The following is a 12,459-nucleotide window of genomic DNA, read 5'->3' on the forward strand; positions in this document are numbered from 1 at the left end:
GAGAGCATCATGGCCGCCCCCGCAGACCCCAAGGCGCTGAAGGAAGACCTGCGCCGCCGCATGGACAGCACCATGGAAACCCTCAAGAAGGAGTTCCAGGGCCTGCGCACCGGCCGTGCCAGCCCCGCGCTGCTGGAGCCGATCCGCGTCGAGATCTATGGCGCCGTCTCCCCGCTCAACCAGGTGGCCAACGTCTCGGTCGGCGGGCCCGGCCTGCTGAACGTGCAGGTCTATGACCGCGGCCAGGTGAAGGCGGTCGAGATCGCGATCCGCGATTCCGGACTGAACCTGAACCCGCAGACCGAGGGGCAGACCATCCGCGTGCCGCTGCCGCCGCTGACGACGGAGCGCCGCAACGAGCTGTCCAAGCAGGCCGCCAAGTATGCCGAGGGCGCCAAGATCGCCGTGCGCAACGTGCGCCGCGACGGCATGGAGCAGGCCCAGGGCTGGAAGAAGAAGAGCGAGATCTCCGAGGACGACGCGAAGCGCCTGGAGAAGGAAGTCCAGACCCTGACCGACGACTACGTGAAGAAGGTCGACGCCGCCTTCGCCGAGAAGGACAAGGACATCAAGTCGGTCTGATGGACGGCAGCGCCGACCCCGCGCGCGGTTCCGGCACCGGCCAGCGGCCCGTGCCCTGCCACGTCGCCATCATCATGGATGGCAACCGCCGCTGGGCGGAGGCGCGGGGCCTGCCGGTCGCGCTCGGCCACCGGGCGGGGGCCGAGGCGCTGCGCCGCGCCATCCGCGCGGCCGGCGAGGCGGGGGTGCAGTGGCTCACCGTCTTCGCCTTCTCCTCCGAGAACTGGCGCCGCCCGGCCGAGGAGGTGCAGGAGCTGACCGGGCTGCTGCGCTTCTACCTGAACCATGAGGTGAAGGCCCTGGCCAAGGAAGGCGTGCGCCTGCGCGTCATCGGGGACCGTTGCCGCTTCGGTGAGGAACTGCGCGCCCTGATCGAGCGCGCGGAGGCCGACACCGCCTCCAAGACCCGCCTGAACCTGAATGTCGCGCTGAGCTACGGCGCGCGGGACGAGATACTGGCCGCCGCCCGCGCGGTGGCCGAGGCCGCGAAGCGCGGCGCGCTGGACCCGGCGGCGCTGGACGAGGCGACCTTCGAGGGTTTTCTGGCCACCGCCGGCATGCCCGACCCCGACCTGATCATCCGCACCAGCGGGGAGCAGCGGCTGTCGAACTTCCTGCTGTGGCAGGCGGCCTATGCCGAATTCGCCTTCCTGCCGGTGCTGTGGCCCGATTTCGATGCGGAACAGTTCAACGCGGCGCTGGAAAGCTTCGCGACGCGGGACCGCCGCTATGGGGCGCGCAACCCGTGAGTGTCCCACCCGTGGTCGCCGCGCCCAGCGGCCCCTGGCGTGACCTGCGCAAGCGGGCGCTGACGGCGGCCCTGCTGGGGCCCGCGGCGCTCGCCTGCGTGTGGCTCGGCGCCTATTGGTACACCGGCCTGATGGCGGTCTGCGTCGCCGGCCTGTCCTGGGAATATGTCCGCATGTGCGGCGGGCGCAGCCGCACCCTGCCGGGCGCGCTGGTGCCGCTGTTCGTGCTGGTGGCCTGCGCCATCTCCGCCTTCTCTGAGCGCCTGGCCGGCGTGCCGGTGGCGGGCGCCATCCTGCTGGTGGGGGCGGCGGCAGCCTGGTTCTCGGCCAGGCGGCGCGGCGTGCCGCCGATCTTCCTCGGCGCGGGCGTTCTGTATATCGGCATCGCCGGCATGGCGCTGATCGAGCTGCGCCACGACAACGAGGCAGGGCGCGAGAACGTGCTGTTCCTGCTGCTGATCGTCTGGGCCTCCGACACCTTCGCCTATATGGCCGGCCGGTTCTTCGGCGGGCCGAAGCTCGCGCCCGCGATTTCCCCGGGCAAGACCTGGTCGGGGGCGCTCGGCGGGCTGGCGGGCGCGATGCTGGTGGGCGTCATTGCCGCGGAATTCATGGAGCCCCGGGCCTCGGGACTCCACGCGATACTGGTGGCGGGCGTTCTGGGGATGGTATCCCAGGCGGGTGATCTGGCGGAAAGCTGGCTCAAGCGGCGCTTCGGCGTGAAGGATTCCTCGCAGCTCATTCCCGGGCATGGGGGGCTGCTCGATCGGTTGGACGGCATCTTGGCGGCGGCCCCGGTCGCGGCCATCTGGAGTGCCGTGTTGGGCATGGGGGTACATCTGTGGCGGTAAGGCGCGTAACGGTTCTGGGCGCGACCGGCAGCATCGGTCGCAGCACCGCGGCCTTGCTGGAGGCAGCATCCCCCGGGGAGTTCGAGGTCGAGGCGCTGGTCGCCGGGCGCGACGCCGCCGGGCTGGCGGCACAGGCGCGCAAGCTGGGCGCGAAGCTGGCCGTGGTGGCCGATGAGGCGGCGCTGCCCGCCCTGCGCGAGGCCCTGGCCGGTTCCGGCATCGAGGCCGCGGCCGGCGAGGCGGCGGTGGTAGAGGCCGCCTCCCGCCCCGTGGACTGGACCATGGCGGCCATCGTGGGTGCGGCCGGCCTGGCCAGCACCCTGGCCGCGCTGGCGCGCGGGGGCACGCTCGCGCTCGCCAACAAGGAATCGCTGGTCTGCGCCGGCCCCATCGTCCTCGATGCCGCCAAGGCCTCGGGCGCGCTGCTGCTGCCGGTCGATTCCGAGCACAACGCCATTTTTCAGGCCCTGGTGGGGGCCGCGCCCGAGAGCATCGAGCAGATCATCCTGACCGCCTCCGGCGGGCCGTTCCGCAACGCGACGCTGGCCGAGATGCGGGCCGCGACGCCGGAGCAGGCGGTGAAGCACCCCGTCTGGTCCATGGGCGCCAAGATCTCGGTCGACAGCGCCTCGATGTTCAACAAGGGGCTGGAACTGATCGAGGCCGCGCGGCTGTTCCCGGTCGAGCCCCGGCAGCTGGGCGTGCTGGTGCACCCGCAATCGGCGGTGCATGGCCTGGTGCAGTACAAGGACGGCTCGCTGCTGGCGCAGCTGGGCACGCCCGACATGCGCACGCCCATCGCCCATGCCCTGGCCTGGCCGCACCGCATGCAGGTGGATGTGCCCCGGCTGGATCTGGCCGCGCTGTCCAGGTTGGAATTCTCGGCCCCCGACCCGGTGCGCTTCCCCGCGCTGCGCCTGTGCCGTGAGGCGCTGGAGGCGGGCCACGGCGCGCCCTGCGTGCTGAACGCCGCCAATGAGGTGGGCGTCTCGCTGTTCCTGGCCCGCCGGCTCGGCTTTCTGGATATCGCCACCGTCGTCGAGGAGACCCTGGCGGCGCTGGGTGGCGAACGCGTGCCCGATTTGGCCGCCGTGCTGGCGCTGGACACCGCCGCCCGCGCCCGTGCCCATGAGATCGCCGCCCTGCGCGCGGCCGCCTGAGGGGAGAGATCATGCTCGGTTTCCTGCCGGATTTCGCCCGGACCATCATTTCCTTCCTGGTCGTCCTGGGGGTGCTGGTCTTCATTCATGAGCTCGGCCACTACCTCGCGGCGCGCTGGCGCGGCGTGCATGTGGATGTGTTCTCCATCGGCTTCGGCCGCACCATCGCCAGCTGGCGCGACCGGGTGGGCACCGAGTGGAAGGTCTCCTGGCTGCCGCTCGGCGGCTATGTGAAGCTGCACGGCCAGGCGGACCTGGCGGACATCCCGCCCGAGGAACTGGCCCAGCTGCGCCCGGGCCAGACCTTCCACGACAAGCCCGTGCGTGACCGCGCCATCGTGGTGGCGGCCGGGCCCGTGGCCAATTTCCTGCTGGCGATCGTGCTGTTCGCCTTCCTGTTCGCCACCCATGGCCGGCCGATTCCCGATACCACCATCAATGCCGTGACGGCCGGCTCCGCCGCCGAGGCCGCCGGCGTGATGCCGGGCGACAAGGTGGTTTCGCTCGACGGCGAACCGATCCGTCGATTCGAGGAGCTGCAGCGCCATATCCAGCCCCGTGCCGGCCAGTCCGTCAGCATGGTGCTGGACCGCGAGGGGCGTCAGGTCACGGTTCGTATCACCCCCACCGTGCGGCCGGGCAGCGAGCAGGCGCCTGTCGGCGTGCTGGGCGTGCAGGGCGGCGGCGCGCGCTTCGAGCGGCTGGATCCGCTCTCCGCCATCGGGGCGGGTGTGGCCCAGACCTGGGACGTGACGTCCCAGACGCTGGTGGGAATCGGCGAGATGCTGGCCGGGCAGCGCAGCGCGCGTGACCTGGGCGGGCCGATCCGCATCGCCGAGGTGAGCGGCGAGGCCGCCAGCCTGGGCTGGGTGGCGGTGGTCAACCTGATGGCGCTGCTGTCGGTCAGCCTCGGGCTGCTGAACCTGTTCCCGGTGCCCATGCTGGATGGCGGGCACCTGGTCTTCTACGCCGCCGAGGCCATTCGCGGCCGCCCGCTGTCGCTGCGCGCGCAGGAGATCGGGTTCCGCGCCGGCTTTGCCCTGCTGATCTGCCTGTTCGTCTTCGCCACCTGGAACGACATTGCCCATGGCAGCATCGGGCGCTGGGTCGCGGGGCTGATCGGTTGAAGATTTCGTGCCACATGACGGCCCTATTTGGGCGGGTAGCGGCGCCACTCGCACCCCGCTATGTTGCCCGCCGCTGAGATCAGGAATGATGCGCCCCTTGAACACCACGCTCCGCGGCCTACTGCTGGCCTCCGTCTGCCTGGCCCCGCTGGCCGCCGCCACCGACGGCGCGGCGCAGAGCCGTCGCGGCGCCGCCCCAGCGCCAGCGGCCGTGCCCAATGGCGGCCCGGTGACGGCGGTCGAGGTGCGCGGCAACCAGCGCATCGATGTCGATACGGTCCGCAGCTACATGCTGATCCAGCCCGGCGATGCCTATGACCCCGACCGCGCCGACCGCTCGCTGCGCAGCCTGTTCGCCACCGGCCTGTTCGCCGATGTGCGCATGTCCCGCGATGGTTCTCGCGTGATCGTGACCGTGCAGGAGAACCCGGTGGTCAACCGGGTGGCCTTCGAGGGCAACCGCAAGATCAGCGACGATACCCTGCGCCCCGAGGTCCAGCTTCGCCCGCGCGGCGTGTTCACCAGCCAGCTGGCCCAGGCCGACCGCCAGCGCATCCTGGATCTCTATGCCCGCCGCGGCCGCTTCGCGGCGCGGGTGGAGCCCAAGATCATCCGCCTGGACCAGAACCGCGTGGATGTGGTGTACGAGATCACCGAGGGCGATGCCGCCCTGGTCTCGCGCATCAACTTCGTGGGCAACCGTACCTATTCCGATGGCCGCCTCCGCGACGTGATCTCGACGCGTGAGCAGGCCTTCTATCGGTTCTTCTCCTCCTCAGACACCTTCGATCCCGACCGCCTGAACTTCGACAAGGAGCTGATGCGCCGCTTCTACCTGCGCAACGGCTTCGCGGATGTCGAGGTCGGCACGGCCTCGGCCGAGCTGGCGCCGGACCGTTCCAGCTTCTTCCTGACCTATCAGGTCAATGAGGGCACCCGCTACCGGATCCGTCGCCTGACGGTGAACACCACCTTCCCGAACCTGGAGACGGCCTCGCTTCGGCAGCGTCTCGATATCGCGGAAGGCAACTGGTACGACGGCGATGCGGTCGAGCGCGCGACCCAGCAGCTGTCGGACCTGGTGAACCTGCGCGGCTATCCCTTCGTGGACGTCCAGCCGCAGGTGGAGCGTGACCGTGAGAACGGCACCATCGACCTGACCTTCAACATCACCGAGGCGCCGCGCATCTATGTCGATCGCATCGACATCACCGGCAACTCCCGCACCCAGGACCGCGTGGTCCGCCGCGAGTTCCGCATCGCCGAGGGCGACGCGTTCAACGCCGCGCAGATCCGCCGCTCCCGCGAGCGTATCCGCAACCTGGGCTATTTCAGCGATGTGCAGGTGACCTCGACGCCGGGCTCGGCCGCGGACCGCGCCGTGATCAACACCAACGTCACCGAGCGCGCGACGGGTGAGGTCAGCATCGGCGGCGGCTATTCGACCGATGCCGGCTTCCTGGCCGACCTCGGCCTGCGTGAGCGCAACCTGCTCGGCACCGGTGTGGATGCCCGCCTGAACGGTACCATCGCCCAGCGCCGCAGCCAGGTGGACGTGTCCGTCACCGACCCGTACTTCCTGGACCGCAACCTGGCGGTGGGCGCCGACGTCTTCCTCGTGCAGCGCAACCTGCAGAGCTACTCGGGCTATTATGAGCGCCGCATGGGCTTCGCGGTGCGCGCCGGCTACGAGATCAACGAGCGGCTGCGCCAGAACTGGTCCTACACCCTGGTCGACCGTAATGTTTACAACATCCTGAGCACGGCCTCGCGCTACATTCAGGAGCAGCGCGGCCGTACCCTGCTGTCGCAGGTGTCCCAGACCCTGTCCTATGACATGCGCGACACCGCGATTGAGGCGCGGCGCGGCTATCTGCTGCGCTGGGGCCTGGACGTGGCGGGCCTGGGCGGCGACGTCGCCTATATCCGCAACCGCGTGGACGCGGCCCTGCTGCTGCCCTTCGAGCGCGTGTTCGGCGACCCGGACTATGTGCTGCAGCTGTCGGCCAATTTCGGCCATCTGCATCCGTTCGGCTCGCGCTTCTCCGCCTCCGGCGAGCGTGACCGCATCGTCGACCGCTTCTTCCTGGGTGGTGAGAACCTGCGCGGCTTCGCGATCGCCGGTATCGGCCCGCGCGACGTGAACACGCGGGACAGCCTCGGCGGCCGCATGATGTGGACGACCAGCGCAGAGATGCGCTTCCCGCTGCCGCTGCCCAGCGAGCTCGGCCTGATCGGCCGCGCCTTCGTGGATGCGGGCGCGCTGAGCCAGGGCCCGCGCGGCAACGACATCTTCAACAGCTCGGTTCCGCGCATCGGCGCGGGCGTCGGCATTTCCTGGCGCAGCCCCTTCGGCCTTATCAACATCGACGTCGCCCAGGCGATTTCGAAGCAGCGCTATGACGAGACCCAGGTCTTCCGCTTCGGTTTCGGCACGCGCTTCTGACTACGGAACAGGTATGGACATGACACAGACGTTGATCGGGCGCGTGCTGCGCGCCGTGGTGGTGACGGGGCTGATCGCCGGCCCCGTGCTGACCCAGACGGCTTCGGCGCAGCAGGATCCGGGCTTCTTCGTGCCCGGTGGCCAGCAGCGCCCCGCCCAGGGCGGCCAGCGTCCGGCCCAGGGCCAGCCGCAGCGCCCGGCCCAGGCCCCGGCCGCCCAGCGCCCGGCCGCGCCGCCGCCGCTGCCCGCCGGCCAGGCCCCGCCGGCGCCCGTCATCGGCATCGTGGACATCCCCGAGATCCAGCGCGTCTCCACCGCCTTCACCCAGGTGCGCGAGGAGCTGGAACGCCGCCGCGCCCGCCTGAACGAAGACCTGCAGCGCGAGCAGAACTCCTGGCGTGAAGCCCAGCAGGCGCTGGCGACCGAGCGTGCCGGCCTGTCGGCCGACCAGATCCGCACCCGCGAGCGTGACCTGCAGGACCGCATCACCGAGAGCCAGCGCCAGTTCCGCAACCGCGCCCAGGCGATCGAGCAGGCCGGCCAAGCCGCGCTGGTCGAGTTCGAGCGCGCGCTCGGCACCGTCATCCGCCAGGTGGCGCAGTCCCGCAGCGTGAACATCGTGCTGCCGCGTCCGCTCGTGATCCTGAACGAGCCGCCCTTCGACCTGACGGAGGAGATCGCGCAGCAGCTGAACCGCGTGCTGCCGCGTGCTACCGTGCCGGCCGAAGGCGCTGCGCCCGCGAACGCCCCGGCGGCCGCGCCGGCCACGCCGCGTCAGCAGCCGGCCCAGCAGCCGCGCCGCTGATCCATCATGGCGGCTGATCCGCGCTTCTACCCGCAGGCGGGTCCGCAGCCGCTCGAAAAGGTGCTGGCGGCGGCCGGCGCCTCTCCCCTTCAGGGAGAGGCCGCCGGCCGCCTCTTTGCCGGTATCGCCCCGCTGGAGAGCGCGGGGCCCGAGCATGTCGCCTATCTGGACAATGCGAAACTCGCCTCCCGGCTCGGCGCGACATCCGCCGGCGCGGTGATCCTGCGCCAGGACATGGCCGGGCATCTGCCGGAAGGCTGCCAGCCCATCGTGGTGAAGGCGCCTTCGCTGGCCTTCGCCCAGGTGGCTCGGCTGTTTCACCCCGCCCGTGTCGCCCAGGCCGGGCGTCATCCGACCGCGATCATCGCCGAGGATGCCGTGGTCGCGAGCGACGCCGAGATCGGCGCCTATGCGATGGTCGGCGGCGGTGCCCGTATCGGCGCCGGCTGCATCCTGCACCCGCATGCCGTGGTGGGCGCCGGCGTGATCCTGGGTGACGAGTGCGAGATCCACAGCCACGCCAGCATCAGCCATGCAGTCTGCGGCAAGGGCGTGGTGCTGCATCCCGGCGCGCGGGTGGGCCAGGAGGGCTTCGGCTTCGTGCCGACGCCGGACGGGCGTTTCGTCACCATGCCCCAGCTCGGCCGCGTGATCCTGGAGGACGCGGTGCAGGTCGGTGCCAACAGCTGCATCGATCGCGGCGCGCTGGAGGACACGGTGGTGGGTGCCGGCACGCGCATCGACAACCTGGTGCAGCTCGGCCACAACGTCAGGACCGGCCGCGGATGCGTGCTGGTCAGCCAGGTGGGGGTCTCGGGCTCCACCACGCTCGGCAATTATGTGACCTTGGCGGGCCAGGCTGGCCTGGTCGGCCACATCCATGTCGGTGATGGTGCGCGGGTCGGCGCGCAGGCCGGCATCGTGAACGACGTGCCCGCGGGGGCGGAGGTTTGGGGAACACCGTCCCAGCCCGTGCGCCAGCACCTGAAGGAAATCGCCACGCTGCGGCGCATGGCGGCTGAATACACGCGCAAGAAGAGAGACCAGGGATAGACCCCATGAGTGACCGGACGCTTGATATCAAGGGGATCATGGCCGCGATCCCACATCGCTACCCTCTGCTGCTGCTGGATCGCGTGGCGGAGCTGGTGCCGGATGAGGGCTGCATCGGCATCAAGAACGTCACGATCAACGAGTCGTTCTTCCAGGGCCATTTCCCCACCGACCCGGTGATGCCGGGCGTGCTGATCGTGGAAGCGATGGCCCAGACCTCGGCCGTGCTGGTGGTCGAGACGCTGGGGCCGGATGCGCGCGGCAAGCTCGTCTATTTCATGTCGATCGACAACGCCAAGTTCCGCCGCCCGGTGGTTCCCGGCGACCAGCTGCAGCTGCACGTGAAGAAGGTGCAGCGCCGCATGAGCGTGTGGAAGTTCACCGGTGAGGCCATGGTGGACGGCAAGGTGGTGGCCGAGGCGACTTTCTCCGCGATGATCAGGGACCGATGAACCATATCCATCCTTCGGCGGTAATCGCCGACGGCGCCCGCATCGGTGCGGGCGTCACCATCGGGCCGTTCTGCACGGTGGGCCCGGATGTCGTTCTGCACGACGGTGTCGAGCTCGCTTCCCACAACGCGGTCGAAGGGCACACCGTGCTGCACGAAGGCGTGCGGCTCGCCCCCTTCGCCTCCGTCGGCCTGCCGCCGCAGGACCTGAAGTACAAGGGCGAGCCCACCCGGTGTGAGATCGGGGCCCGCAGCTATCTGCGTGAGCACGTGACCGTGCATCGCGGCAGCGTGGGCGGCGAGGGCATCACCCGCGTGGGCGCCGACTGCCTGTTCATGGCCTGCAGCCATGTCGGGCATGACTGCCAGGTCGCGGACCGGGTGATCATGGCCAACAACGTGCTGCTGGGCGGGCATGTGCGCGTGGGTGAGCAGGTGTTCATCGGCGGCGCCGCCGCGGTGCATCAGCTGGTGCGCATCGGCCGTCACGCCATGATCGGCGGGCTGGCCGGTGTCACCAACGACATCCCACCTTTCGGCAACGCCTTCGGCCTGCCGGCGCGCCTGGTGGGGCTGAACTTCATCGGCCTGCGCCGCCGCGGCTTCACCAAGGATGATCTGGCGCAGATCCGCCTGGCCTTCCGCCTGCTGTTCAAGGACCCGGGTGTGTTCGCCGAGAAGCTGGTGGTGGCGCGCGAGCGTTTCGCCGGCAACGCCCTGGTCGAGGAAGTGCTGGGCTTCATCGGCGGCGGCGATCGCCGTCGTGAGCTGATCCGTCCCGGCCGCATGGCCGTTGAGGAAGAGGACGACGCATGAGCGGCACCACGCTGGGGATCATTGCCGGCGGCGGGGATTTCCCGCTGCGCCTGGCGGATGCGGCGCGGCTTGCCGGCCGGCCGGTCTTCATCGTGGCCATCAAGGAATTCGTCGATCCCGCCATGCTGGCGGGATACCCGCATGAGATCATCCGTGTGGGGGCCGGCGGCCGCATCGTGGCGGCGCTGAAGAACGCCGGCGTGAAGCAGATCGTGCTCAGCGGTTCCGCGCGCCGCATGAGCATCCTCAGCATGCTGCCGGATGCCTGGATGGCGGGTGCCATCGCCCGGATCGGCAAATCCGTGCTCATGGGCGGCGATGACACCTTGCTGCGTGGCGCCACCCGCGTGCTTGAGGAGGAGGGCTTCGAGATCGTGCCCCCGCTGAGCATCCGGCGCGACCTGATGCCGTTGCCGGGCCTGCTGGCCGGCCCCGGTCCGGATGCGGACCAGAAGGCCGACATCGCCCGCGGCATTGAGGTGCTGCGCGCGCTTGCTCCGGCCGATGTGGGGCAGGCGGCGGTGATCCAGCAGGGGCTGGTGCTCGGGATCGAGGCCGTGGAAGGCACCGACGCGCTGCTGGCCCGTGCCGCGGAACTGCGCCGCGAGGGCCCGGGCGGGGTTCTCGTGAAGATCTCCAAGCCGCAGCAGGATGAGCGCCTGGACATGCCGACCGTGGGCCCGCAGACCGTGCGCGGCGCGATCGCCGCCGGGCTGGCGGGCATCGCGATCGAAGCAGGCCGCACCGTGCTGGCCGACCGCGAGGAGACGCTGCGGTTGGCCGACGAGGCCGGGTTGTTCGTGATCAGCCTGGCGGTGGACGAGTTCATGCAGGAGATGGCCGGATGAGCAGCTTCCTTCACACCATGATCCGGGTCGGTGACCTGGACCGCAGCGTGGCCTTCTACACTCAGCTTCTGGGCATGAAGGAACTGCGCCGGCGCGATGTGCCGGATGGCAAGTATACCCTGGTCTTCGTGGGTTTCGGGCCGGAGCCCGAGCATGCGGTGATCGAGCTGACCTATAACTACGGCGTCGAGAAGTACGAGCAGGGCACTGCCTTCGGGCACCTGGCGATCGGCGTGCCGGATGTCTATGCGCTGTGCGACGCTCTGCGCGCGGGCGGGGCCAAGATCACGCGTGAACCGGGGCCGGTGAAGTTCGGCACCACCGTGATCGCCTTCGTGGAAGACCCGGACGGCTACAAGATCGAGCTGATCGAGCGGAAGTAGTCCGGCTGACCGGAGTAAGGCGCCCCACCCTCGCGGGTCGGGCGCCTTTTTCGTGCCTATCGCAGCGTGATCTCGCCTTCGGGCTGGGTGTCCGCGAACACGCTGTCCGCGAAGGCTTCTTCCCAGGTGCCGCCGGTGCTCGCCTTGGAGTATTCGGTCGAGCGGTTCTCGAAGAAGTTCGTGTGCTCCACGGCGTTCAGGATCTCATCCAGCCAGGGCAGGGGGTTCTTCTCGATGTTGTAGAGCGGCTGGAGGCCCAGCTGCTGCAGGCGGCGATCCGCGATGAAGCGGATGTATTCCTTGGTCTGCGCGCCATCCAGACCCTGCACGCCGCCCAGCTCGAAGGCCAGGTCGATGAAGGAATCCTCGTGCTCCACGATGGTGGCGCAGATCTCGGTGATCTCGTCCTGCAGTTCCTGCGTCCAGATCTCCGGGTTTTCCTGCACGAAGGTGCGGAACAGGCGGATGATGGACAGGCAGTGCAGCGTCTCGTCGCGCACCGACCACGTCACGATCTGGCCCATGCCCTTCATCTTGTTGAAGCGCGGGAAGTTCAACAGGATGGCGAAGGAAGCGAACAGCTGCAGCCCTTCGGTGAAGGCGCCGAAGGCCGCCAAGGTCTTGGCGATTTCCTTCTTCGAATCCACCGTGAAGGACTGCATGTAGTCGAACTTGTCCTTCATCTCCTTGTACTTGAGGAAGGCGGTGTATTCGACCTCGGGCATGCCGATGGTGTCGAGCAGATGCGAATAGGCCGCGATGTGGATCGTCTCGATGTTCGAGAAGGCGGACAGCATCATCAGCACTTCAGTCGGTTTGAAGACCTGGCTGTAGTGCTTCATGTAGCAGTTGTTCACCTCGACGTCGGACTGGGTGAAGAACCGGAAGATCTGGGTGACGAGGTTGCGCTCGGAATCGGTCAGGTTCTTCTGCCAATCCTTCACGTCGTCGGCCATCGGCACTTCTTCCGGCAGCCAATGTACCCGCTGCTGCGTCAGCCAGGCATCATAGGCCCAGGGGTAGCGGAACGGCTTGTAGACCGGGTTACCCGTCAGCAGGTCGATCTTTTCGGGAATTTCGCCATCCGGCATCGCGGTCGTCCTCGATAGAAACGCGTCATGCGTAGGTAGCGCGGATGCGCGGCTTGCGCGCGAATCATGCTGCCTGCGTTGGTTCGGATTATGGCCC

General features: G+C 69.1%; 13 protein-coding genes. 12 read left to right on the top strand and 1 reads right to left on the bottom strand.

The features are described from left to right. Positions 1 to 9 precede the first annotated feature (9 nt). The 12 genes from frr (at position 10) to gloA (ending at position 11,271) form a co-directional block, all read left to right on the top strand. Positions 10 to 582, top strand: a complete 573-nt coding sequence (frr, locus tag EOD42_RS08485) for a ribosome recycling factor (protein WP_127787053.1) — start codon at positions 10 to 12, stop codon at positions 580 to 582. Next, the gene (uppS, locus tag EOD42_RS08490) at positions 582 to 1,331 is read left to right on the top strand and encodes a polyprenyl diphosphate synthase (protein ID WP_127787054.1); all 750 of its coding nucleotides are present in this window, start codon (positions 582 to 584) and stop codon (positions 1,329 to 1,331) included. Before frr ends, uppS begins: the two co-directional genes overlap by 1 nt. Continuing rightward, on the top strand, positions 1,328 to 2,182 hold the full coding sequence (locus EOD42_RS08495) for a phosphatidate cytidylyltransferase (protein ID WP_127787055.1): 855 nt from the start codon (positions 1,328 to 1,330) through the stop codon (positions 2,180 to 2,182). The genes uppS and EOD42_RS08495 overlap by 4 nt, the downstream gene beginning before the upstream one ends. Continuing rightward, positions 2,173 to 3,342, top strand: a complete 1,170-nt coding sequence (gene dxr, locus EOD42_RS08500) for a 1-deoxy-D-xylulose-5-phosphate reductoisomerase (protein ID WP_127787056.1) — start codon at positions 2,173 to 2,175, stop codon at positions 3,340 to 3,342. Before EOD42_RS08495 ends, dxr begins: the two co-directional genes overlap by 10 nt. Before the next feature lie 11 nt (positions 3,343 to 3,353). Continuing rightward, on the top strand, positions 3,354 to 4,469 hold the full coding sequence (gene rseP, locus EOD42_RS08505) for an RIP metalloprotease RseP (protein WP_206020298.1): 1,116 nt from the start codon (positions 3,354 to 3,356) through the stop codon (positions 4,467 to 4,469). An 88-nt stretch (positions 4,470 to 4,557) separates the two neighbouring features. After that, a complete protein-coding gene (gene bamA / locus EOD42_RS08510) occupies positions 4,558 to 6,915 on the top strand; it encodes an outer membrane protein assembly factor BamA (protein WP_240655094.1) in 2,358 nt (785 codons plus the stop codon). Between the two features lie 19 nt (positions 6,916 to 6,934). Further along, positions 6,935 to 7,720: an OmpH family outer membrane protein gene (locus EOD42_RS08515; protein ID WP_127787058.1), complete on the top strand. Its 786-nt coding sequence runs from the start codon at positions 6,935 to 6,937 to the stop codon at positions 7,718 to 7,720. Positions 7,721 to 7,726: 6 nt separating this feature from the next. Continuing rightward, positions 7,727 to 8,773: a UDP-3-O-(3-hydroxymyristoyl)glucosamine N-acyltransferase gene (gene lpxD / locus EOD42_RS08520; RefSeq protein WP_127787059.1), complete on the top strand. Its 1,047-nt coding sequence runs from the start codon at positions 7,727 to 7,729 to the stop codon at positions 8,771 to 8,773. A gap of 5 nt (positions 8,774 to 8,778) precedes the next feature. Beyond that, a complete protein-coding gene (gene fabZ / locus EOD42_RS08525; RefSeq protein ID WP_127787060.1) occupies positions 8,779 to 9,225 on the top strand; it encodes a 3-hydroxyacyl-ACP dehydratase FabZ in 447 nt (148 codons plus the stop codon). Beyond that, positions 9,222 to 10,040: an acyl-ACP--UDP-N-acetylglucosamine O-acyltransferase gene (gene lpxA / locus EOD42_RS08530; protein WP_127787061.1), complete on the top strand. Its 819-nt coding sequence runs from the start codon at positions 9,222 to 9,224 to the stop codon at positions 10,038 to 10,040. The genes fabZ and lpxA overlap by 4 nt, the downstream gene beginning before the upstream one ends. Then, positions 10,037 to 10,888 carry an LpxI family protein gene (locus EOD42_RS08535; RefSeq protein ID WP_127787062.1) on the top strand — a complete coding sequence of 284 codons (852 nt, stop codon included), beginning with the start codon at positions 10,037 to 10,039 and terminating at the stop codon, positions 10,886 to 10,888. Before lpxA ends, EOD42_RS08535 begins: the two co-directional genes overlap by 4 nt. Continuing rightward, positions 10,885 to 11,271 carry a lactoylglutathione lyase gene (gloA, locus tag EOD42_RS08540; RefSeq protein ID WP_127787063.1) on the top strand — a complete coding sequence of 129 codons (387 nt, stop codon included), beginning with the start codon at positions 10,885 to 10,887 and terminating at the stop codon, positions 11,269 to 11,271. The genes EOD42_RS08535 and gloA overlap by 4 nt, the downstream gene beginning before the upstream one ends. Before the next feature lie 56 nt (positions 11,272 to 11,327). Here gloA and EOD42_RS08545 read toward each other — a convergent pair whose 3' ends face one another. Then, the gene (locus EOD42_RS08545) at positions 11,328 to 12,362 is read right to left on the bottom strand and encodes a ribonucleotide-diphosphate reductase subunit beta (protein ID WP_127787064.1); all 1,035 of its coding nucleotides are present in this window, start codon (positions 12,360 to 12,362) and stop codon (positions 11,328 to 11,330) included. Between the last annotated feature and the right edge of the window lie 97 nt (positions 12,363 to 12,459).

Origin of the sequence: Rhodovarius crocodyli, assembly GCF_004005855.1 — a bacterium.
Lineage (GTDB): Bacteria > Pseudomonadota > Alphaproteobacteria > Acetobacterales > Acetobacteraceae > Rhodovarius > Rhodovarius crocodyli.